At 69.8% G+C, this 22,867-nt stretch carries 18 protein-coding genes and 1 pseudogene; 14 read left to right on the plus strand and 5 right to left on the minus strand.

Annotation, left to right across the window (positions count from 1 at the left end):
* The 5 genes and pseudogenes from Q0C38_RS11800 to Q0C38_RS11820 all read left to right on the plus strand — a co-directional run.
* A pseudogene (locus Q0C38_RS11800) lies at positions 1-407 on the plus strand (hypothetical protein); the annotation flags it as partial.
* 71 nt (positions 408-478) lie between these two features.
* Positions 479-1,897 carry a homospermidine synthase gene (locus Q0C38_RS11805; RefSeq protein ID WP_291297295.1) on the plus strand — a complete coding sequence of 473 codons (1,419 nt, stop codon included), beginning with the start codon at positions 479-481 and terminating at the stop codon, positions 1,895-1,897.
* A gap of 171 nt (positions 1,898-2,068) precedes the next feature.
* Positions 2,069-8,242 carry an Ig-like domain-containing protein gene (locus tag Q0C38_RS11810; protein ID WP_291297296.1) on the plus strand — a complete coding sequence of 2,058 codons (6,174 nt, stop codon included), beginning with the start codon at positions 2,069-2,071 and terminating at the stop codon, positions 8,240-8,242.
* 69 nt (positions 8,243-8,311) lie between these two features.
* Positions 8,312-9,541 (plus strand): acyl-CoA dehydrogenase, encoded by a 1,230-nt coding sequence (locus Q0C38_RS11815; protein WP_291297297.1) that lies wholly within the window; start codon positions 8,312-8,314, stop codon positions 9,539-9,541.
* Between the two features lie 13 nt (positions 9,542-9,554).
* The gene (locus tag Q0C38_RS11820; protein ID WP_291297298.1) at positions 9,555-10,880 is read left to right on the plus strand and encodes a class I SAM-dependent RNA methyltransferase; all 1,326 of its coding nucleotides are present in this window, start codon (positions 9,555-9,557) and stop codon (positions 10,878-10,880) included.
* Positions 10,881-11,924: 1,044 nt separating this feature from the next.
* On the opposite strand, the gene Q0C38_RS11825 is transcribed toward Q0C38_RS11820, so the two are convergent.
* A complete protein-coding gene (locus tag Q0C38_RS11825; protein WP_291297299.1) occupies positions 11,925-13,196 on the minus strand; it encodes an amidase in 1,272 nt (423 codons plus the stop codon).
* Positions 13,197-13,307: 111 nt separating this feature from the next.
* On the opposite strand from Q0C38_RS11825, the gene Q0C38_RS11830 reads away from it, so the two are divergent.
* From Q0C38_RS11830 to Q0C38_RS11840, 3 genes are read left to right on the plus strand one after another with little or no spacing between them, the layout of a single operon-like run.
* Positions 13,308-13,811 carry a hypothetical protein gene (locus Q0C38_RS11830; RefSeq protein WP_291297300.1) on the plus strand — a complete coding sequence of 168 codons (504 nt, stop codon included), beginning with the start codon at positions 13,308-13,310 and terminating at the stop codon, positions 13,809-13,811.
* On the plus strand, positions 13,808-14,176 hold the full coding sequence (locus Q0C38_RS11835; RefSeq protein ID WP_291297301.1) for a hypothetical protein: 369 nt from the start codon (positions 13,808-13,810) through the stop codon (positions 14,174-14,176). The genes Q0C38_RS11830 and Q0C38_RS11835 overlap by 4 nt, the downstream gene beginning before the upstream one ends.
* A 13-nt stretch (positions 14,177-14,189) precedes the next feature.
* Positions 14,190-14,609 carry a VOC family protein gene (locus Q0C38_RS11840; RefSeq protein WP_291297302.1) on the plus strand — a complete coding sequence of 140 codons (420 nt, stop codon included), beginning with the start codon at positions 14,190-14,192 and terminating at the stop codon, positions 14,607-14,609.
* On the opposite strand, the gene Q0C38_RS11845 is transcribed toward Q0C38_RS11840, so the two are convergent.
* Complete coding sequence (locus Q0C38_RS11845; protein ID WP_291297303.1) at positions 14,567-14,758, minus strand: hypothetical protein; 192 nt, start codon at positions 14,756-14,758, stop codon at positions 14,567-14,569. The genes Q0C38_RS11840 and Q0C38_RS11845 overlap by 43 nt on opposite strands.
* Before the next feature lie 35 nt (positions 14,759-14,793).
* On the opposite strand from Q0C38_RS11845, the gene Q0C38_RS11850 reads away from it, so the two are divergent.
* The 4 genes from Q0C38_RS11850 (at position 14,794) to Q0C38_RS11865 (ending at position 19,244) form a co-directional block, all read left to right on the plus strand.
* Positions 14,794-16,365, plus strand: coding sequence for an MBL fold metallo-hydrolase RNA specificity domain-containing protein (locus tag Q0C38_RS11850; protein WP_291297304.1), 1,572 nt, complete (start codon positions 14,794-14,796; stop codon positions 16,363-16,365).
* A 264-nt stretch (positions 16,366-16,629) separates the two neighbouring features.
* Entirely contained in the window at positions 16,630-17,895 is a 1,266-nt protein-coding gene (locus Q0C38_RS11855) for an MFS transporter (RefSeq protein WP_291297305.1), read from the plus strand.
* 19 nt (positions 17,896-17,914) lie between these two features.
* Positions 17,915-18,895, plus strand: coding sequence for a Gfo/Idh/MocA family protein (locus tag Q0C38_RS11860; protein ID WP_291297306.1), 981 nt, complete (start codon positions 17,915-17,917; stop codon positions 18,893-18,895).
* 46 nt (positions 18,896-18,941) lie between these two features.
* On the plus strand, positions 18,942-19,244 hold the full coding sequence (locus Q0C38_RS11865; protein ID WP_291297307.1) for a hypothetical protein: 303 nt from the start codon (positions 18,942-18,944) through the stop codon (positions 19,242-19,244).
* On the opposite strand, the gene Q0C38_RS11870 is transcribed toward Q0C38_RS11865, so the two are convergent.
* Complete coding sequence (locus Q0C38_RS11870; RefSeq protein ID WP_291297308.1) at positions 19,245-19,634, minus strand: DoxX family protein; 390 nt, start codon at positions 19,632-19,634, stop codon at positions 19,245-19,247.
* A gap of 121 nt (positions 19,635-19,755) precedes the next feature.
* Between Q0C38_RS11870 and Q0C38_RS11875 the strand changes: the two genes are divergently transcribed.
* The gene (locus Q0C38_RS11875) at positions 19,756-20,106 is read left to right on the plus strand and encodes a RidA family protein (protein WP_291297309.1); all 351 of its coding nucleotides are present in this window, start codon (positions 19,756-19,758) and stop codon (positions 20,104-20,106) included.
* A gap of 287 nt (positions 20,107-20,393) precedes the next feature.
* Positions 20,394-21,212 carry a CHAP domain-containing protein gene (locus Q0C38_RS11880; RefSeq protein WP_291297310.1) on the plus strand — a complete coding sequence of 273 codons (819 nt, stop codon included), beginning with the start codon at positions 20,394-20,396 and terminating at the stop codon, positions 21,210-21,212.
* Between the two features lie 123 nt (positions 21,213-21,335).
* Here Q0C38_RS11880 and Q0C38_RS11885 read toward each other — a convergent pair whose 3' ends face one another.
* Together Q0C38_RS11885 and Q0C38_RS11890 are read right to left on the minus strand one after the other, a co-directional pair.
* Positions 21,336-21,773, minus strand: coding sequence for a nuclear transport factor 2 family protein (locus tag Q0C38_RS11885; protein WP_291297311.1), 438 nt, complete (start codon positions 21,771-21,773; stop codon positions 21,336-21,338).
* A 14-nt stretch (positions 21,774-21,787) separates the two neighbouring features.
* Positions 21,788-22,864, minus strand: coding sequence for an alcohol dehydrogenase (locus Q0C38_RS11890; RefSeq protein WP_291297312.1), 1,077 nt, complete (start codon positions 22,862-22,864; stop codon positions 21,788-21,790).
* Positions 22,865-22,867: the final 3 nt, after the last annotated feature.

Here is a 22,867-nt window from a genome sequence, read left to right on the forward strand (position 1 = left end):
GCCGCCGCGAGGCCGCACCCGCCGCCGCGGCAGTTGCCGAGGCGGATCTCGGTGCCGCGCCCGTCGCCGTGCCCGTCGCCGCGGATTCGGTGTCAGAGGGTGCATCGGCACCTGCACCGGCACCTGCACCTGCACCTGCACCGGCACTGGCACCGGCACGCGCGCCCCGCCCACCGCGCCGCGCCCCCCAGCGCGCCGAGGTCGTGCCAGCCGAACCGCGTTCCGAACCGGCGCGTTCCGAACCGGCGCGTTCCGAACCGGCGCGAGGCGATCGCCGCCCGCGCCGCGAGCCGGCCGAGGAGAATGACCGCACCGTCGGGTTCGGCGAGTTCATGCCCGACTTCATGCGCCTGCCGCGGCGGGCAACCCGCGCCACCCTGTCGGAGACCGAGGACGCGGCAGCATAGCAGCGCTGCCGCTCCCGCCTCACCGTCCCCGCCCACCACCAGTTCCCAGGGCTCGTTCGAAGGAGACCGTCATGGCCGAATGGACAACCCATGCCCGTTTCGCGGGCCCGATCATCATGATCGGCTTCGGCTCGATCGGCCGCGGCACGCTGCCGCTGATCCTCCGCCACATCGATGCGCCGCGCGACCGGATGCTGATCATCGACCCCGATGACAGCGCGCGCGCGATCGCGGAGCAGGAGGGCATCGCCTTCCGCAAGCTCGCGCTCACCCGCGACAATCTCCGTTCCGAGCTCGAGCCGTTGCTGAAGGGTGGCGGGTTCCTGGTGAACCTCTCGGTCGAGGTGTCCTCGATCGCGCTGGTCGAGCTCTGCCGCGAGTGGGGCGCCCTCTACATCGACACCTGCATCGAGCCCTGGCCCGGCGGCTACACCGACCCCTCGCTCAGCATGAGCCAGCGGACCAACTACGCGCTGCGCGAGAGTGCGCGCGCGATCGCCCGGCCTGGCGCGAATGATCCCACGGCGCTGGTCGCGCATGGCGCGAACCCAGGCATGGTGAGCCACTTCGTCAAGCAGGCGCTGGTCAACCTCGCGGCCGATCTCGGGCAAGGCGGTGCAGCACCCGCGACGCGCGAAGGCTGGGCGGCGCTCGCGCACCGCCTCGGCGTGAAGGGCATCCATATCGCCGAGCGTGACACCCAGCGCGCGAACCGCCCGAAGGAGCAGGACGAGTTCGTCAACACCTGGTCGATCGAGGGGTTCCTGTCCGAGGGCATGCAGCCGGCGGAGCTCGGCTTCGGCACGCACGAGAAGGCGCTGCCGCCCGAGGGCCGGCGGCACGAGTTCGGCTGCGACGCCGCGATCTACCTCACCCGCCCCGGCTGTGCCACGCGTGTGCGCAGCTGGGTGCCGACGGCGGGGCCGCAGATCGGCTGGCTGATCACGCACAACGAGGCGATCTCGATCGCCGACTACCTGACGCTGCGCGAGAACGGCCAGGTCGTGTACCGGCCCACCTGCCACTACGCCTACCACCCGTCGGATGACACGGTGCTGTCGCTGCACGAGTTCGAGGGGCGTGCGTACGAACGCCAGAGCCGCATCCGCCTGATGAACGACGAGATCACAGACGGCATCGACGAGCTTGGCGTGCTGCTCTACGGCCACGCGAAGAACGCCTACTGGTTCGGCAGCCAGCTTTCGGTGGACGAGGCGCGCAGGCTTGCGCCGTACCAGAACGCGACGGGGCTGCAGGTGACCTCGGCCGTTCTCGCCGGCATGGTCTGGGCGATCGAGAACCCCCGCGCCGGGGTGGTGGACGCCGACGAAATCGACTGGCAGCGCTGCCTCGAGGTGCAGATGCCCTATCTCGGCCCGGTGGTGGGCGCCTACACCGACTGGACGCCGCTGACGGGCAGGCCGGGGCTGTTTGCGGAGGACATCGATGCCGAGGATTCGTGGCAGTTCCGGAATGTGATTGTGCGGTGAGACTGCCCGCGTCATTGCACGCGCGCAGGTAGCAACCACAGCGGCAAGACACGCAGCCGCAGGAAAATCGCCAGTTGATTCCGGCGTTAACGCTACATTAGGTTTCGTTCTCCCGTCCGAGGGTGAGCGCCCCCCAGGGCCGACGCGGCACGGGTCGACGGGGAACATTTCGTGGCACTGATCATCGGCACGCCGGATGATGACATCGTCCGCACTGCTGCGTTGGGCGGCAGCATCAACGGCCTGCCCGACGCGACCGATGACGGCGACGAGTTGAGGGGCGAGGCCGGCGACGATACCCTCGTCGCAGGTGCCAGCGACGACGTCGTCATCGGTGGCGACGGCAACGACACGCTGATCGGCAATGACGGCAGTGACACGCTGATCGGCGATGACTTCGACATCGCCCCCCTCTACGGACCCACGATCACCGGCGACGACGTGCTGGTCGGCGGCGGCGGCGATGATGTCCTGAGCGGCGGTCCCGGCGACGACATCCTGGACCCTGGCCCCGCATCCCCCTTCGGCGTGGACCTTGTGGCCGGAGGGCCGGGCACCGACACGCTCACCCTGCCTGGCGTCCCGTCGGACTACCTGTTCGACAACGCCATCGGTACGACGGTGACCGGCCCGGGCGGCGTGAACGCCTCGGTGTACGACGTCGAGCTGGTCGCATTCGGCGTGACGGGGGAGCAGTTTGCCAGCGGCGCCGTGCCGCTGACCGTTGCCGACTTCGCCGCGCTTTTCCACGGCTCTTCCGCCGATGGCGTCGGCCGCAAGCCGATCGCGCTCAGCGATACCGTAGGTGCGGCGCAGGGCACATTGCAGGTGCTCATCGACCTGCGCGACCTCCTGCGAAATGACTATGACCCGGACGGCGGCGCGCAGGACCTCACCGGCATCACGGTCACCTTCGACGCCGCTGCCGGCAATGCCACGGCGCTGCTCGATGCCGTGGCGATCAGCGATGCCGGCTTCGACCCCACGCTCTATTCCTTTGGGCTGCTGGTGGTCGATCTTGCCACCCCGCTGACCGGCGATGTCATGTTCCGCTACCGCACCGAGATGACGCTCTCGGGCACATCATTCACTGACCAGAGCAGTAAGGCGACCGTCACCATCTCCCCGGTCGCTGCGGTGGATGACCGAATCATCGGGTCATTCGGCGGCCAAACGTTCATCCCCTATGCCAGCCTGCTGGCCAATGACGGCGCTGGCGCGGTGTTCGCCGGTATCTCCAACGCGTATCTCTTCGGCGGCACCATCGTGGACGACCCGGGCCGCGGGGGCGTTGTGATCGACTTCCCGGCGTTCTACCGCGACTTCGCCTATTTCGAGTACGCGATCGCCGGCTCGCCTGACCGCGCGTCGGTCGAGGTCGAGCTCAGCAACAGCCCGCCCGTCACATCGGCGATCGCGCGCGTCGTCGCGCCGGGCAGCAGCTTCACGATCAGCTTCGACGAGATCAGGGGACATTTCGGCAATTTCGACTACGACAATGGGGGGCTTCCCGTCATCGTCGCGGTCAGCGGCCCCGCCAATCCGGGCGGCGTGACGTTCCAGACCTTCGCTGACAGGGTCGAGCTCGATTTCCCCGCAGGCTACGCCGGCGACTTCGTGCTCACCTACACGCTCGCCGACCAGCCCTTCGAAGCCCGCAGCCTGCCGAGCACGATCAGCTTCCTCACCGCGGCACCGCCCGCGCCGGTGGCGGTCAACGAAACGCTGAACTGGGGCATCAACAGCGACGGCAGGACCATCTTCGAGGGCGGCGTCCCCGGCTTCGGCGAGATCTACTCACGCGAATTGCTGGCCAATGACCTGGTGATGCCCGGCACCGTCGTCGTGGCGAGTTCCCCGCGGGATACCACCCCGCAGGTCGAAAACCTGGCAATTCGTTCGATCCAATTTGAGGGCGGGACCTCGCGCTCAGACACCCGCTTCGGCTTCGAATTCAAGGACAACTTCACCGGCTCCGACACCTACGCCTACATCGTGGTCGACCCGCTGGGGCGGACCGCGACCGGGCTCATCACGCTCAACGTCATCATCCCGCAGCCGGTGCTGGCGGATACCGTCATCACCATCCCGGTTGGTGCGACCAGCGTCACCGTCACCGCCGCGGAAATCCTCGGCGACGATACGTTCGCCGGCACCGGTGCGATCGCGCAGATCAACGCGAATGCGCTGATCCAGGTGGACGACAGCGGCGTTGACATCGGCAACGGCAGGACCAGGCTGGACGGCTTCACCTTCGATCTCGATCCGAACCGGACGTTGGACAGCTACCAGTTCAACGTCCTCGCCTTCGACACGACCGCGGCCGGCGGCAGCGCCAGCGGATGGCAGGTCGTGACCTTCCAGCAGGGAGGACCACCGCCGCCACCCCCACCGCAGCCGCTCTTCCGCCTGTCAGTGATCGAGAACGTCGAGCCCGAGGGTGGGCCCATCGCCTTCGCGATCACCCGTGTCAGCGGCGCCTCCAGCGCGGCGACGATCCAATACGCGGTCGGGCCGGGCACGACCAACCCGGCGACCGCTGACGATCTCCTTGGCGGCTTCGGCACCTTCACGATCGCCATTCCGGAGGGGCAGGATTTCGCCAGGTTCTCGCTGTTCGGTGCGCCGGATACGGTGTTCGAGCCTGACGAGACGATCTCTGTCTCCCTGGTCGCGGTGAACGTCGGCACGGTCGATCCGACGCCCGTCACCGCGATCATCTTCAATGATGACCTGCCGCCGCCCGTCTTCACGCTGCGGCTGGCCGAGAACGTGATGCCCGAGGGCACGGGCGCCGGGAATGGCGGCTTCATCGCCTTCAGGGTCCAGCGTGACCCGGCCAGCGATCTCGCCGCCGCCACCGTGCTTGTTGGCGTGACGGAAACCGGCGCAAACCCGATTGACGGCTATGACCTGGTCACGGCCTTCAACGGCATCCCGGTCACCTTCGCCGCGGGGCAGGTCTTCGCCGCGTTCTCCCTCGCGATCGTGCCCGATGCGGAGTTCGAGCCTGACGAGACACTCTCGGTCTTCCTCGCCGTGACCAGCCTCGGCACGGTCGATGCCACGCCCATCACGGCGATCATCTTCAATGACGACCTGCCGCCGCCTGCCTTCACCCTGCGGGTGACCGAGAATGTCGAGCTTGAGGGCGGGGGCATCGCCTTCGGGATCGAGCGTGTGAGCGGTGCCGCGGGTGCGGCGATGATCACCTACGCGGTCGGCCCCGGCACGGTCGGGACGCCCGCCTCGGCGGGCGACATGGCCGGCGGTTTCGGCACCTTCACGATCACCATCCCCGAGGGGGTGGATTTCGTCCCGTTCTCGCTGTCCTCCGTCGAGGATGCGCTGTTCGAGAACGACGAGACGATCTCGGTCGCGCTGGTCTCGGCGAGCTTCGGCACGGTCGACGCAACACCTGTCACCGCGATCATCTTCAATGACGACGTGTCCACCGCACCCGTGGCCAGCGACTTCACCATCAACCAGGTCGAGGACTTCCTGGGCCTGCTGTTCAGCCTGGCCTCCCTGACCACCGACCCGGATGACAACGTCACCGGCTGGTCGATCACCACCGTCGTCGGCGGCACCATCGGCGGCTTCGATCCGATCAGCGGCTTCGGCTCGTTCCTCCCCACCCCCGACTTCAACGGCGAGGCGCGGATCGACTGGACGGTGACCGACGCCGACGGACAGTCCGACAGTGCGACGTACATCATCGACATCGCACCGGTGAACGACGCGCCGGTGGCGCTGCCCGACAGCTTCAGCGTGCAGGAAGGCCGGGTGCTCAGCGTGGCTGGCCCCGGCGTACTCGGCAATGACAGCGATCCTGACGGCGAAGCGATCATCGCGGCGCAATTCGACGCGGTGAGTGTCGAAGGCGGGGCGGTCACGATGGTGACCGACGGCAGCTTCACCTACACCCCGCCCGCTGGCTTCTCGGGCACTGACACGTTCACCTATCGCATCTTCGACGGCGTCGCCTTCAGCGCACTCGCCACCGTGACGGTGGAGGTGGCCGAAGGCTCTCCCATTGCCGTCGCCGATGCGTTCTCGGTGCGGCCGAACCAGACCCTGGTGGTGAGTGGCCCAGGCCTGCTCGCGAATGACAGCGACCCGAACGGCGATGCGATCATTGCCGCGCAGTTCGATCCGGTCAGCGCCGCCGGCGGCACGGTCGCGATGGTGACCGATGGCAGCTTCACCTACACCCCGCCGGCCGACTTCGTCGGCACCGATACCTTCACTTACCGCATCTTCGACGGCGTGCTGTTCAGCGATCTCGCGACCGTCACGGTCGCGGTGGTCAACGCCGCACCCGTCGCCGTGGCCGACAGCTTCGGCGTGCAGGAAGGCCGCGTGCTCACGGTCGCCGGCCCCGGGCTTCTCGCCAACGACACCGACGCGGATGGCGATGCGATCATCGCCGCCCAGTTTGACCCCGTGAGCGCCGCCGGCGGCGTCGTCACGATGGTGACCGACGGCAGCTTCACTTACACCCCGCCCGCTGGCTTCTCGGGCACTGACACGTTCACCTGCCGCATCTTCGACGGTGTCGCTTTCAGCGAACTCGCCACCGTGACGGTGGAGGTGATCGAGGGCTCGCCGATCGCCATCGCCGACGTGTTCACTACCGCGGTGAACGAGACGCTCACGGTCGCCGGCCCAGGCCTGCTCGCGAATGACAGCGACCCGAACGGCGATGCGATCATCGCCGCGCAGTTCGATCCGGTCAGCGCCGCCGGCGGCACGGTCGCGATGGTGACCGATGGCAGCTTCACCTACACCCCGCCGGCCGACTTCGTCGGCACCGATACGTTCAGCTACCGCATCTTCGACGGCGTGCTGTTCAGCGATCTCGCCACCGTGACGGTCACCGTGGGCCCTCCCGCGAACACCGCACCCGTCGCCGGCGACCTTGCGCGGACGGAGACCGAGGATTTTCCCAGCCTGCTGTTCAGCCTCGCCAGCCTGACAGCCGATGCCGAGGACAACGTGGTGTCCTATGCGGTCACCAGCGTGGTCGGCGGTACCCTCGGTGGCTTCGACCCCGTCAGCGGCTTCGGCAGCTTCCTGCCGATGGCGGACTTCAACGGCGAGGCGCGGATCGCATGGACAGCGACCGACGCGGGGGGCCTGTCAGACAGCGGCGCCATCGTGGTCACCATCACGCCGGTCAACGACGCACCCACCGGCCTCTCCCTGTCGGCGGCATCGATCGCGGAGAACAGCGCGGTGGGAACCGTGATCGGCGCGCTGTCGGCGGCCGATGTCGATGGCGACGTGCTGGCCTTCAGCCTGGTCGGCACGCCAGGCCCCTTCGCCATCCTTGGCAACGAACTTCGCGTCAACGGCCCGATCGACTTCGAGGCGACGCCAACGCTGCCCGTGACCGTGCGCGTGAGCGATGGCCAGGGCGGCGTGCTGGACCGTGCCTTCACCATCACCGTGACGGACATGGTCGAGACAGGTCCCGTGCCGATCCCGCCCGGGTTCAGCTTCAGCAACGGCAGCCAGGGCCTGGGCCAGGGCCCGGCCGGCCCGGCCACCACGCAGGGCATCGCCACCAGCCTGGCCAACGGCGCCTTCCTGATCGAGGCGACGGGCGTCTGGAACAGCGTCAAGAACGCCTTCACCATGCTCGATGCCTGGAGCGCCGCGCTGGGGCAGACCATCACGGCGGCGAACTTCGTCGATGTGCGGCTCGACCTCGACAATGCCGGCACGACCGACCTGATCGTCACCGCAATCGGCGCCAAGCGCGGCGAGATCCTGACGGCTGGCGGGGACGACACGATCAGCGTCATCTTCCACAGCAACGAGGGCCTCTGGAACAACACGCTGCGTGTTGGCAGCGGCACCGGTGACGACGTGGTGACGGCGACCACGGTCGCACGCTCGACGCTGGACGAGGCGCTGCTGGCCGACAATGCGAGCCCCGCGAACGGGCCGTTGTGGAACCGGAATTACGACGGCCGGTTCTCGGTGCTGGATGTCGACCTCGGCGAGGGTGAGGACACCGTGATCGCGACCGATGTTCGGCTGGTGGCCGATGGTGGCGCGGGGAACGACGCCCTGGTCGGTGGCATCCGCAACGACAGCCTGACCGGCGGTGATGGCGATGACGTGCTGACGGGCGGTCTCGGCGCTGACCGCTTCCTGTTCGATTCCGACGATGGAACCGACATCATCACCGACTTCTCGACCATCCAGGGTGACAAGGTGGTGCTGGAGGGCGGCGGCGGGCCAGTGATCGCCGGGGCGAGCTTCACCTTCGGAACGACGACCGTGACGGCCGCCAACGGCCACTTCTGGACGGCGGCGGATTTCCTGCTGGCCTGAGGCGCGCCCCCCACCCTTGCTCATGGCCCCCTCGCGGCGATATCACACCGGAGGAACGGGAGACCCGCCATGAACGTCGTGCAGCCGATCAGCCAGGCAACGCCCACCAAGAAGCGCGGCTGGGGCAAGTTCACCTGGGATGACGCCCTCCTCCTCGAGGACCAGCTCTCCGAGGACGAGCGGATGATCCGCGACGCCGCGCACCAGTACTGCCAGGAGAAACTCTTCCCCCGCATCCTCGAGGCCAACCGCCATGAGCGGTTCGACCGCGAGATCATGAACGAGTTCGGCGAGATGGGCTTCCTCGGCGCCACGCTCGACAGCCATGGCTGCGCCGGGGTCTCCTACGTCGCCTACGGGCTCATCTCGCGCGAGGTCGAGCGGGTGGACAGCGGCTACCGCAGCGCCTTCTCCGTCCAGTCATCCCTCGTGATGTACCCGATCTACGCCTTCGGTTCCGAAGCGCAGAAGGACAAGTTCCTGCCGAAGCTGCGCACGGGCGAATGGGTCGGCTGCTTCGGCCTGACCGAGCCCGACGCCGGCTCCGACCCGGCCGGCATGCGCACGCGGGCCAAGGCTGTCGATGGCGGGTTCGTGCTGAACGGGTCGAAGACCTGGATCAGCAACTCGCCGATCGCGGACGTGTTCATCATCTGGGCGAAGGACGATGCGGGCGAGATCCGCGGCTACATCCTCGAGAAGGGCATGGCGGGCCTGACGGCGCCCAAGATCGAGGGCAAGTTCTCCTTAAGGGCCTCCGTCACCGGCATGATCATGATGCAGGACGTGTTCGTGCCGGCCGAGAACATGCTGCCGAACGTGAAGGGGCTGAAGGGCCCGTTCTCGTGCCTGAACAACGCCCGCTACGGCATCTCCTGGGGCGTGCTGGGTGCGGCGGAGTTCTGCTGGCACCAGGCACGGTCCTACACGCTGGAGCGGAAGATGTTCGGCCGGCCGCTCGCGGCAACGCAGCTGGTCCAGAAGAAGCTCGCCGACATGCAGACCGAGATCACCCTCGGCCTGCAGAGCGTGCTGCGCCTCGGCCGGCTGATGGACGAGGGGCGTGCGGCACCCGAGATGATCTCGCTGCTCAAGCGCAACAACTGTGGCAAGTCGCTCGACATCGCCCGGATGAGCCGCGACATGCATGGCGGCAACGGCATCGTCGACGAGTACCACGTGATCCGCCACGTGATGAACCTAGAGACGGTGAACACCTACGAAGGAACGCACGACATCCACGCGCTGATCCTCGGCCGCGCCCAGACCGGGATCGCCGCGTTCGGCGCGGCAGATTAGCGCGCCCCGGGGATTGCCGCGCGCGCCGCGGCGGAACAGCCGCCCCGCCGCCCAGCCCGCCGCCGCCGATGCCGTGACGCTCGCCCTCACGCGCCTCGGCGCTGGCGGTGACGGGATCGGCACGCTGCCGGACGGGCGCATGGCCTACGTCGCCGGCGCGCTGGCGGGCGAGACGGTGACGGCCATCCCAGGCATCCGCCGTGGCGATGGCGTCGCGGCCAGGCTGGTCACCGTCACCTCCCCCTCGCCCGATCGCGTCGCTCCGCCCTGCCCGCACGCGGCTGGATGCGGCGGCTGTTCGGTGCAGCACATGGGCGATGCCCTTTATGCCACCTGGAAACGCGGACTTGCCGAAGCCGCGCTGTCCCGCGCCGGCTACCCTGACGCAGCGGTCGGCCCCCTCGTTCGCAGCCCGCCCGGCACGCGGCGGCGGGCCGACCTGGCACTTCGCCGCGAGGGCGGGCGCGTCACCGTCGGGTTCCACGGCCGCGGATCGGGTGCCGTCGTGGACATCCCCGGCTGCCTGGTGCTGCACCCTGCCCTGCTCGCCGCCGCCGAGGCGCTGCGTGGCCTTGCCGCGCGCGTGCCGATGCTGTCGCGCGAAGGCTCCGCCATCCTCACCCTCGCACCTGAGGGCGTCGATCTCTGGCTGGTGACGGACCGTGAGCCCGATGGCCCAGCCCGCACCGCTCTCGCCGCCTTCGCGCGCGAGGCGGGGCTCTCGCGCCTCTCCTGGTCCCGCGCCGGCGAAACGGCGGAACCAATCGCCGTGCTGGCGCAGCCGACGATCCGCTTCGGTGCTGCCACCGTTCCGCTTCCCCCCGGCGCGTTCCTGCAGGCGACGGAGGCGGGCGAGGCGGCCATCGTCGCCGCCGTGATGGCAGCGCTCGCGGGGCTTCGCGACGGCGCCCGCGTGGCCGATCTCTATGCCGGCTGCGGCACGCTCACCTTCCCCCTCGCCGCCCGCTTTCGCATGCTGGCGGCGGAAGGTGATGCAGCGGCCGTCGCGGCGCTGGGGAAGGGGGCGAACGGCGCCGGCCTCTCCGGCCGCGTGGTGGCGGAGGCACGTGACCTCGTGATGCGGCCGCTCCAGCCTGCCGAACAGAAGGGCCTCGATGCCGTGGTGCTTGACCCGCCGCGCGAGGGCGCGGCGGCGCAGGTGGCCCTTCTCGCGGCCGGACCGGTGAAGCGCATCGTCTATGTATCGTGCAACCCCAATGCCTTGGCGCGCGATGCGAAGATCCTGCACGAGGCAGGCTTCGCGCTCGACAGTGCCGTGCCGGTCGACCAGTTCCTGTGGTCGGCGCATCTCGAATGCGTCGCCTCCTTCTCGCGCTGAGCCTGCTCGCCGGCTGCGGCGGCGAGGCGGGCCGGCTGCTCACCGACATCGAGGCAGGCCCCGGCCCGAGCGCGCTGAAGGCGGAGACGCCCCCGCCCGTGCTGCACACCGCCCACGTGCCAGGGACGGAGGCCGATCTCTGGGTGCCGGGCCAGGCGCCGCTCGCCCGCCTCGTGCTGCTGCCTGGCCTGTCCGAGGATGGGCGGCGCGATCCGCGCCTGGTGCCGCTCGCGCAAAGCCTCGCCCGGGCGCGGTTCCTGGTTCTCGTGCCCGATCTGCCGGCAGCACGGCGGCTTCGGGCGGATGCGTCCGATGCCGCGATCGTTGCCGCCGCGATCGATGCGCTGCCCGAGGGGCCAGGGCCTGCCGGGTTGGCCGCGATCAGCTACGCCGCGGGCCCTGCGCTGCTGGCCGCAGCCCGCCCAGAGGTCGGTGCGCGCCTCTCATTCGTCGCCACCCTCGGTGCCTACCAGGACACCGAGGCGGTCATCACCTGGCTTGCGACCAATGCCTACCGCCTGCCGGGAGAGGCCTGGCGGCAGGGCAGCGCGTCACCCGCCGCGCTCTGGGGCTTCCTGCTCGCGGTGGCGGCAACCCTGCCCGATGGCGGTGACCGCGCGCTGCTGGCCGCGATCGCCCGCGACCGCTTGACCGGGCGGGACCGCCCGTCACTCGCGGCACGGCTGAGCCCGCCAGGCCGCGCCGTGCTCACCCTCGCCGAGACGCGCGACCCGGACATGATCCAAAGCCGGATCAACGCTTTGCCCAACGACATGCAGGCGACGCTCGAAACCCTGACGCTCACCCCCGCCCGCCTCGCAGGCTTCCGCCCCTGCGCCATCCTCGTCCACGGCGAGGCCGATCCCGTGATCCCATGGAGCGAGAGCGCACGCCTTGCCGCGCTGTTGGGCGAGCGCGCGGTACTGCACGTGGTGCCTGGCCTCGACCATATCGACCCGCGCGGCCTCGACCTCCGTGGCCGCCTCGCGCTGCTCGAGGCCGGCCGCGACCTGCTCGCCGCCCGCGACGGCAACGACCCTTGCGTCAGGAGACCGCGTTCTGCACCCAGCGTGCCCAGGCGAGCACGGCGCGGTCATCGCCCATCCGGCCCACGATCTGGATACCCAAGGGCAGCCCCTTCGGCCCCGTCCCTGCCGGAACAGTCACGCAGGGCACGCGCAGCGTCGTCCAGATGTAGTTGAAGGCCGCATCGCCGGTCCAGCCGATGCCCTCGGGCGCCTCGCCGGGGCCCGAGGGCGTGACGAGGATGTCGAGCCCCTCCATCGCTGCTGGAAACGCCTCGATGCAGCCCTTTGCGACGGCGAGCGCCCCATCGAGCAGCTCGCCGGGCTCCTCCAGCAACGGCTCGAGCTTCTCGCGCAAGCCGGCAGATACGAGGTGGCGTTGCGTCGTGAGCTCCCAGCCGATCGAGCGGGCACTTTCCATGTTCATGATGACCGGATGCGCCTGTTCCAGCGCGGCGAAGCGATCGGGCAGCTCACGGTCGCTCACCTTCGCCCCCGCCTTGGCCAGCAAGCCAGCCACACGCTCCATCAGCGCCACCGTCTCGGGTGCCGCCGTCTTCCAGGACGGCGAACGGCAGAGGCCGATGCGCGGCGCGGCTTCCGTGCCGCGATCAGGGTCGCCGAGGTCACGGCCCGATAGCGTGCCCGCGAACAGTGCGACATCGGCAACCGAGCGCGCCATGCATCCCATGGTATCAAGGCTGTCGGCCATGATCTTCATGCCCATGCGGCTGATCGTGCCGTAGGTCGGCTTGTAGCCGACGACACCGCAATAGGCGGCCGGGCGGATGATGCTGCCCGCCGTCTGCGTGCCGAAGGCGAGTGGGGCGAACCCCGCCGCGACCGCCGCCGCCGAGCCCGAGGAGGATCCTCCAGGCGTGTGGGCGATGTTGGCGGGGTTGCGGGTCAGCCCGGGCTGGCGCGTGGCGAACTCGGTCGTCACCGTCTTGCCGATCACCACCGCCCCGCCCGCCTTCGCCCAGGCGACACAGGCGGCATCGCCCCGCGGCCGGAAGCCGGCCCAGATGGGGCTGCCATGGCCTGTCGGCTGGTCGGCGGTCTCGATCACGTCCTTCACCGCGACGGGAATGCCCCCCAGCGGCTTCGACGCATCGGCCAGGCGGGCATGGGCAAGGGCCTGGGGCGCGTCATGCCAGGCGAAGGCATGCACGTCGGGCTCGCGCTCGGCGATGCGGGCGAGGCAGCTTTCCATGAGCGCCACCGGAGTGAGCCTGCCCGCGGCGATCGCCGCGCGCGCTTCGGTTGCCGTCATCCGCCAGGCATCGGTCATCGCTGGGTCCCATCATGTTTCTGGTCAAGCTTCTGTGGGCGAGAGCCTGCTGTGCGCCGGCCTGCTCCGCAAGATGTGGCGAACCGATCGGCCACGGGCCATGCTGCGACCATGGATGATGGCTTTCACACCTCCGGACGCGGCAGCACGGCATCGGGCGCGCTGCGCTACGAGGTTCAGCTGCCGCCCGAGAGCCTTCCCGCCGTCTCCCGCCGCGACCTTCTCGCCGCCTGGGATGCCGCGCGCGAGAGGGCTTCGGCCGAGGCCTGGGGCGAGGCGCGCGCTGTGCTGTTCCAGCGCGGCGACGGCGGGGTGACCGAACTCCTGATTGCCGATGACGACGCCCGCTGCTGGGCTGCGGCCGTCGATGGCACGGTCGGGCTCGACAGCCTCTATGGGCTGGCGGTGTGCTTCCGGCTTCTGGCGCTGATCGACCTGATGGCGACGGCGGCCTGGGCGCGCGGCCTGTTCGCCATCACCGCCGATGGCACCGACATCCACCCTTCCCTGCTCGGTGCCGCGGCGCGGTTTCCGCTTGCGGCGGATGCGCGTTTCGATCATGCCGCGCTGAGGGCGACCATCGCCGCAGCACTCCCCCCACCTTCCACCCGGTGAACATCACGATGCGCCTCGCCGCCACGCTCGCCCTTCTCGCCCTCATCCCCGCCTGCGCCCAGCGGCAGGACAACCGGAGTGCTGCCGAGATCTCGTGCAGCCAGCAGGCAGAGAGCCTGGTGCTCGACCGCAACCGGTCCCAGAACGTGCGGCTCGACACGATGGGCTCCGGCGCGCGGACGATCATGGAGGAGACCAACACCACCGCCGGCTGGTCGCGCGACGCCGAGTTCGCCGAGCGCCAGCGGCTGACGCGCGAGTGCCTGCGCCGTGTCGACGAGGAGGCGGCGCAGCGACGCCCGCAACAGGGCAGCACCGCGGCGCCGGCGGCGGTGCCCCCGGCCACCGGCCCGCTGCGCCAGTAGCGGTCCGGGATCCATGCTGGGCCACCTCTCCTTCGGGGTGGCCGACCTTGCCCGTGCGATCGCCTTCTATGATGCCGCCCTCGCCCCGCTCGGCGCCGTCAGGGTGTGGACGTCGGAGACCGGCGCTGGCTACGGCCCGCCAGGCGGCAATGACCGCCTCGCGCTGAAGCGCCAGGAGGGGCCCGTGACGCCGCCAGGCCCAGGCTTCCACCTTGCCTTCGATGCGCCGGATCGTGCGGCGGTCGATGCCTTCCACCGCGCGGCGCTGGCCACCGGCGGGCGCTGCAACGGCCCGCCCGGCCTCCGCCCCCATTACGGCCCGACCTACTACGCCGCGTTCGTGATCGACCCTGACGGCCACAGGCTCGAGGCGGTGCACCAGCAAGCCACCTACCTGAGCCCGACGCCCATCGGTTCGAGCACGAATGCGTAGACCAGCATCACGGCGGCTGCCGCGGCAACCCAGAGGGCAGCCCAGCGCAGCATCGGCGTGCCTGACGCCCCGAGGCGCCGCGCGGCCGGCCAGAGCAGCACCAGCATCATCGCCCCCGCCACCAGCCCGAAGATCTGCCCAGCCTCCATCGCCAACCCCTCGCCTATTCGCCTAAGCTCACGTGATGGACCCGACACTCATCTTCCACGGCGCCGCCGGAACGGTCACGGGAAGCTGCCTCCGGATTCTCGCCAACGGTGCGGAGATCCTGATCGATTGTGGCCTGTTCCAGGGGCCGAAGACGATCAAGGCGCTGAACTGGCGCCCCTTCCCGTTCGAGGCGAAGCGGATCGACGCCGTCATCCTCACCCACGCCCATATCGACCATGCCGGGCTGATCCCCCGCCTCGCCCGCGAGGGATACAAGGGCCGCGTCCACGCCACGGCGGCGACGGCCGATCTCGCCGCCGTCATGCTGCCCGACAGCGGCTACATCCAGGAAACCGAGGTCGAGCGGCTGAATCGCCGCAACGCCGCGCGCGGCAAGCCGCCCGTCGCGCCGATCTACACCCGCGCCGATGCCGAGGCCTGCCTGTCGCTGTTCGCCCGACAGCCCTACGGGCGGTGGATCGATCTTCCCGGCGGGGTGCGCGCACGGTTCTGGAATGCCGGCCACCTGCTCGGCTCCGCCTCGGTCGAGCTCACCATCCCGCGCGAGGGTGGCGAGGCAGCGACCTTGCTGGTCTCGGGCGATCTCGGGCCAGGCGACAAGGCGTTCGTGGATGACGCCGAGGCGCCGCATGGAATCGACTGGCTGGTCGTCGAGAGCACCTACGGCAATCGCGAGCGTGACGACCCTTCCCCCGAGGAACGCCGCGCGCTGCTGGCCGCCGAGGTGCGGGCTGCGTTGGCGGCCGGTGGCAACCTCATCATGCCCGCCTTCGCGGTGGAGCGGACGCAGGAATTGCTGCACGACCTCGACGTGATGATGGAGCAGGGCAAGCTGCCCGCCAGCCCCGTGGTGATCGACAGCCCGCTCGCCACCCGGGCCACCGCCGCCTTCCGCAAGCACCTGAAGGAGCTGCCCGAGGAGACGGAGCCTGCCGAGAGCTTCCTCTCCGGCCCGAACATCCGCTTCACGCAGACGGTGGATGAGAGCAAGGCGCTGAACCGCATCGCCGGTGGGCTGATCATCCTGTCGGCGTCGGGCATGGCGGATGCGGGGCGCATCCGCCATCACCTTCTGAACAATCTCTGGCGTCCGCAATCGACCGTGCTGTTCACCGGCTACCAGGCGCCCGGAACGCTCGGGAGGCTGCTGGTCGACGGCGCGCGGGAGGTGACGATCATGGGCCAGGAGGTGGCGGTGCGCGCCCGGATCCGCACGCTCGACTGCTACTCGGGCCATGCCGACCGTCGCGACCTGCTCGCCTGGGTCGCCGCCCGCGCGCCGGTGCGGCAGGGGCTGTTCCTGGTGCACGGCGAGGATGAGGCGCGCACCGGGCTTGCCGCTGGGCTGAGCGGTTCGGTTGAGTTGCCGGAGATGGACGCTGCCTACGCGCTGCCGGCCATCGGGCCTGCCCGGCCGCGCGGTGCCACGCCGCGCCTGCCGCAGGCGGCGGCGCATGCGGTGCGTGACTGGCACAACGAGCGTGCGGCGCTGCTGCTCGAGCTTCGGCGGAAGCTCGAGGCAGCGCCCGACGATGCCGCCCGCGATGCGCTGCTGCACCGGGTGAAGGACGCGCTGGAGGGCTGAGCGGGGGCGCACGGGGGCACCCTCCCCCTGTCCCTCTCCCGCACGCGGGAGAGGGCCCCCTCCGCGACACTGTGCCCCACGGTTCCCTCTCCCCCTCAGGGGGAGAGGGTCAGGGTGAGGGGGACGCGCGAGGCCCATCCCCATCGCCCTCACCCTGTCCCTCTCCCGCATGCGGGAGAGGGAACGCCCAGCGACGCCTCGGCCAACGGACCCCCCTCCTCCCTTGCCGCGCACAGGCGCCAGGAGGATGCTGGCCCTCCGCCAATGCCCCTCTCCGCAACATCCGGCCTCGCCTCGCTCCGCCGCATCCTGCGGTCGCGGAACGGGCGCGTGTTCTTCGGCGGCTCGCTGCTGGCCTGGACCGGCCTCTGGATGCAGCGCATCGCCGTCGGCTGGCTGGCGTGGGACCTCTCGGGCTCCGCCTTCTGGCTCGGCGTCGTCGCCTTCGCCGATCTCTTCCCCGCCGTCATCGTCAGCCCCATCGCCGGCGCGGTGGCTGACCGGCAGGACAGGATCAGGCTCACCATCACGGTGCAGCTCATCGTCGTGGTGCAGGCAACGGCGCTCGCAGCCATGGTCGCTGCAGGCGAAGCGACGATCGCGCGGCTGATCGCGCTCGAACTCGTGCTCGGCGTCGCGCAATCCTTCGCCCAGCCGGCCAGGCAATCGCTGATGCCTGGCCTCGTGCCGCGGGAGGATCTCGCGGGTGCCGTGGCGCTGAACTCGCTCACCTTCAACGTCGCGCGCTTCACGGGGCCTGCCTGTGCGGGGCTGCTCATCGTCGAGACCTCGATCGCGGTGCCGATCGCGATCAACGCGCTGTGCTACCTGGTCGCCACCCTCAGCCTTCCCCTGCTCCGGGTCGCCGCCGCCGACAGGGTCGGCCACGCGCCATCGCGGTCGATCATCGCCGAGATGGTGGATGGGTTCCGCTATGTCGCGCGGCACCCGGGAATTGGGCGGATCATGCTGTTCGCGGGCGTGATCGGGGTGTTCGCACGCCCGATGCTGGAGCTGATGCCGGCGTTTGCCGACGGGCTCTTCCAGAAGGGGCCAGAGGGGCTGGCGATGATGACGTCCGTCACCGGCCTCGGCGCGCTGGTGGCGGGAACGCTGTTCGTCCTCCGCGGCGGCGTGCGCGGCCTCACCCTCGTCGCCCTCGTCGCCGGGCTGGCGATCGCGGCCGGGGGGCTGCTGATGGCAGCGACCGGCATCTTCGCCATAGGGCTCGTCGGTGCGGCGTTCTCGGCCGCGGCCCAGGTGATCCACGGCATCGCGGTGCAGACGCTGGCCCAGACGGCGTCGGATCGGGCGATGCGCGGGCGGGTGATGTCGATCTGGGGCCTGATCGTGCGCGCGTGCCCGGCGGTCGGCGCGCTGTCGCTCGGCGCGCTGGCCGAGGCGATCGGGCTCAGGCCCGCTGTTGCGCTGTTCACCGCGCTGTGCCTGCCTGCCTTCGCCTGGGGCATGCGGCGGCGGCGGCGGGTCGCTGCCGCCCTCGAACGGGGCCTTGGACCAAAACGGACGTGACAATGAAGGGGACTGCGTGATGCTCGATGCGGCGATCGTCGGAATGGGGCGCTGGGGGCGCGTGCTGGTCGACAGCGTGCAGGGGAAAAGCGAGGCGATCCGCTTCGTCGCGGGCTCGACCGGCACGCCGGAGAAGGCCGCCGCCTATGCCGCCGAGAGGGGCATCACGCTGCACCCGACATACGAGGCGGTGCTGGCCGATCCGCGGGTGAAGGCGGTGGTGCTTGCCTCGCCGCACTCGATGCACGCCGCCCAGGTGATCGCGGCCGCGAAGGCAGGCAAGCACGTGTTCGTGGAGAAGCCCTTCACGCTGACCCGCGCCGATGCCGAGGCGGCGGTTACCGCCACCATGGCGGCTGGGGTGATCATGGCGCTCGGCCACAACCGCCGTTTCCTGCCGGCGGCACAGAAGCTTCGGGCGATGATCGCGGGCGGGGAGCTCGGCACGCTGCTCCACATCGAGGGCAACATCTCGGGCCCAGGTGCCCTCGGCTACACCCCCGGCATGTGGCGGGCCGATCGCAACGAGAGCCCGGCCGGCGGCATGGCGGGCATGGGCATCCACATGGTCGACATGTTCCAGATGCTGTGCGGCGGCATGAGCGCGGTGACGGTCGTCTCCCACACCCGCGCGCTCACCAGCGGGCTCGACGACACGACCGCCATGCTGCTGCGCTTCCAGAACGGGATGACGGGAACGCTCACCACCCTCGCCGCCACGCCGAGGCTCTGGCGCATGCAGGTGTTCGGCACCGCGGCGTGGGTGGAGATGTGGGGGCAGGACAAGCTCGTGGTCGGCCGCGAGGGGGCCAAGCACGAGCACATCCGCTTCGAGCCCACCGATATCGAGCGGGCCGAGCTCGAGGCCTTCGCCGCCGCCGCCGCGGGCGGGCCTGCCTATCCGCTGAGCCTCGCCGAAGCGGTCCATTCGGCGGCGGTGTTCGAGGCGATCGCGCGCGGGGCGAACGAGCCGGCGCTCGGCTGGATCGCCGTGGGGTGACGGCGCTGTGATGGCGGAACTGCGCGCGGGACGCTATATCTGAGGGATGAGCACGCGCCGTTCCCTCCTCGCTCCCCTGTTCGCCACGGCCCTGCTGCCGATCGCCGTCCCTGCCCGCGCCTTCCGCGTGGAACAGGCCGACGGCGAGACGAACGCCCTGCTCGCCGCCCGCACCGAGGCCTGCACCGCCGGCACGCTGCACGAGGACCTGCGCCAGCGCCTCGCCGCAGCGATCGCCGAGGCGGATGAGGAGACAGCGATCACCATGCTCCGCGCCACACTCGGCCAGTGCCCCTATTGCGGCTGTGGCCTCGCGCAGCTCCTGCCGGGCGAGAACGCCCGCTTCTGATCAGCCACGCCTGCGGCCATCCAGGCTCCACGCCCCCGGGCCGGTGAACACCAGCAGCAGGAACACGAAGCAGTAGAGAATCGCCGCGTCGCCGCCATTCAGCAGCGGGTAGATGCTGCGCGGGGCGTGGAACATCCAGTACGCCACCGCCATCATGCCGCTGAGCACGAAGGCCGTCGGACGGGTGAAGAGGCCGACGAGGATCAGCAGGCCGCCGAAGACCTCGAGCATGCCGCCGATGCCGAACAGCGACAGCAGCGGCGGCAGGCCGGAGGCGGGTGGTGCAGGGAAGCCAAACAGCTTCTGCGTGCCATGGGCGATGAAGATGAGCGCGGTGACGATGCGGAGCATGGCCAGCGCCTGCGGCGTGTAGCGATCGAGTTTTTCCATGGGACGCATGTTCGTCGCGCGTCGGATTTCCGGCAACCCATCCCCCCGTTGCCGCTTCGATCACGACCGCGTATCCCCTGGCCCGCAACCATCCGCGCAACCACAGAACGGGAGAGACAGGATGAGCAGGATCGAGCGCATCAACCCAGGCAAGATCTATTCCGATGCCGTCGACTATCACGGCTTCGTCTTCCTTCGCGGCATGACCGCGAAGGACACGACCAAGGACATCAAGGGCCAGACCGCCGACATCCTGGCGCAGATCGACGCTGCCCTCGAGGAGCGTGGCACGGACAAGACGCGCATCCTCTCCGCCCAGATCTGGCTGTCGGACATCACGCTCCGTGATGCCATGAACGAGGTGTGGACGCCGTGGGTCGGGCCCGGCCAGGCACCCGCGCGGGCATGTGTCGAGTCGCGGCTGGCGACTCCGGCGATGCTGGTCGAGATCATGGTCGTCGCCTGCAAGTGACTTAACGATTCGTTAATAATCAGCGACTTGCGGGGCCCCGCGCGTGATCGCGCCGGGGCCCCGTTTCGTTACGATCGTGTGGTGTTTTGCGGCGTCGGGCGACTCGTCCGAAACATCCCGAAACACGACGTTATAGGATAGCGGTCCTGTTTGGAGCGTTTCTGCACAGCGGAAACAGATGAAACAATGCGGCAATACAGTGGCAGGGCGCGCGGCGGGTTGTCACACCGGCAGGGGCATGGTCACTCCCCACACGTCGGTAGTCAGTCGCCAGGAGCACTCCAGCCATGCGCGTCGATCGTTGCGGCCGTCTCCTTGCCGCCTTCGGGTTGGTTTCCCTGCTTTCCGCCGCCCCCATCGCGGCAGCGGACGCGAGCCAGCGTCAGATTTCCCGCCCGGCGGTGAAGCCTGCCGCCGCACGCCAGGTGGCCATCCCCTCCGGTGGGCTCCAGTGCGTTCCCTTCGCCCGGCAGATTTCCGGCATCGACATCACCGGCAATGCCCATACGTGGTGGCACCAGGCCGAAGGGCGCTACCAGCGCGCCGCACGGCCGGAGAACGGCGCAGTCCTCGTGTTCCGCTCCTCCGGCGGCATGCGGCTCGGCCATGTCTCGGTCGTCTCCTCCGTCATCTCCTCGCGCCACATCCTGGTCGACCATGCGAACTGGCCGGGCCCCGGCTTCCCCAAGGGGCGCGTCGCGCGCGGCGTCTCGATGGTCGACGTCTCCGACCGGAATGACTGGACCGCGGTGCGCGTGGAGATCCACGGCCACCGTGACGGGTTCGGCCGCATCTATCCGACGTTCGGCTTCGTGCTGCCGCGGACGGTGGACGGCAGCCAGCCGCCGCCACTTGCCCCGATCACCGAGGCCCGGGCGCGCCTTGACGAGCGCGCGGCACGTGCCGCCTCGCGGCCTGCCGGCTATGTCGGCCGCGGTGCCGAACTTGCCGACGCCGTCGCTGCCGAGACCGGCGACGCCCGCCCCATGGCGCCAGCGACGCAGGCTCAGCGTGCGCCGCAGGTTCGCGTCGCAATGGCCACGCCGCGCGACAGCCTCGTCGATGACGACATCCTCTTCGCCGCCCCGGACCGCTCGCTCCGCTGACAGTTCCCGCTGTCGCTCGCCTGGACCGTGATCCGCTGTGGGTGATCGCGGTCCAGCCCTCGCTTTTCCAGCAACTTCATCCACTTGCGGATCGCTTTGCGACTCACCCAAGCGGATATTGCCCTAATGCATCCTGTGGGGCGGGGGCGGCTCCTCGTCCCGCGCCATCGGCTCCTCGCCCACCGGGCCTGCCTGGTGCAGCACCATCCGCCACATCCCGCTTTCGAGCCTGAAAAGGTTGGTGCAGGCGAGCAGCGCACCGCCAACGCGCTCGTGGCAGATCACCATCGCCGTGTCGCCAAGCATCAGCGCCATCGCGCTCTCGAGCACCACGTCGGGCGCATCGGGGTTGCGCAGGATCGCCGTCCACGCCGCGATGATCTCGTCACGGTCGGTCAGTGGATTCCAGCCGGGGTGGATGCAGGCGACCGGGCTCTCGCGCGACCAGATCGCCTCCATCGCAGCCACGTCGCGGCCGGCGAAGGCATCGTAGAAGGCCTGATTCGCGGCCAGCACAAGGTCCTCTGCGAGCGCCGGCAGCGGCGGCGGGCGGCGCGCCATCGTTCCGGCCCCGCCTAGAATGACCCGCTGTTCTCGAGCACAACGCGCCCGACGATCCGCCCCTGCCTGAGCCGCGTCAGAACAGCGTCGGCGTGCGACAGCGGCTCTGTCGCCACGGGGATCGGCTTCAGCCTGCCGGCGCGCGCGAGGTCCATCAGCGCGCGCAGTTCCTTCGGGTTGCCGACATGCGAGCCGCGCACCACGAGCGCACGCATCACCGTCGTCGGCAGCGGCAGTGTCAGCTCACCGCCATAGAGACCGACGATGACATACGACCCGCCCTTGCGCAGGATCGCCACTCCCGCCTTGGCCGTTGGGCCGGCGCCGACGAGGTCGATCGCCGCGGCAACCGGTCCACCGGTCGCAGCGAGGATGCGCGCCGCCACCGCATCGGGCTCGCCCGAGCCATCCACAGCCTCGGACGCTCCTTCGGCGAGTGCCGCCGCGCGCTTGGCCTCCGCGACATCGACCGACACGATCCGCCGATGGCCCATCGCGCGCAGCACCGCGATCGCGGCAAGCCCGAGCCCGCCGGCGCCGAACAGCACGATCGGCTCATCGGCCGGCAGCGGCATCACCTTGTTGATCGCCGAATAGACGGTGATGCCCGAGCACGCATAGGTCGCAGCCAGCGCGGGCTCGACGCCCTCGCAGGAAATCAGGTGCCGCGGCTCGGGGGCGATCACGTGTGTCGCGTAGCCGCCGTGGCGGTGCACGCCGATCGCGCGCATCTTCGGGCAGTAATTGTCCTCCTCCGCCAGGCACGCCGGGCACGCGCCACAGCCGACCCAGGGGAACACGACATACTGCCCGCCGACGACGATGCCCTTGCCGTGCGCGCCGGGTCCGAGCTTCACGACGCGGCCGACGATCTCGTGGCCCATCGCCAGCGGCAGGGTGACGCCGCGATCGGCGAGCGACAGCGTCTTGCCGCCGCCGAGGTCGTACTTGCCTTCCCAGATGTGGATGTCGCTGTGGCAGACGCCGCAATGCGTCACCTCGAGCAGCACCTCGGTGCCCTCCGGCTCCGGCGTCGGCAGCGTGATTTCCTGCAGCGGCTTGCCGTTCTCGATCACAGCATAGGCGCGCATCGT

The sequence above is a fragment of the Elioraea sp. genome (assembly GCF_022842375.1).
Classification (GTDB): domain Bacteria; phylum Pseudomonadota; class Alphaproteobacteria; order Acetobacterales; family Acetobacteraceae; genus Elioraea_A.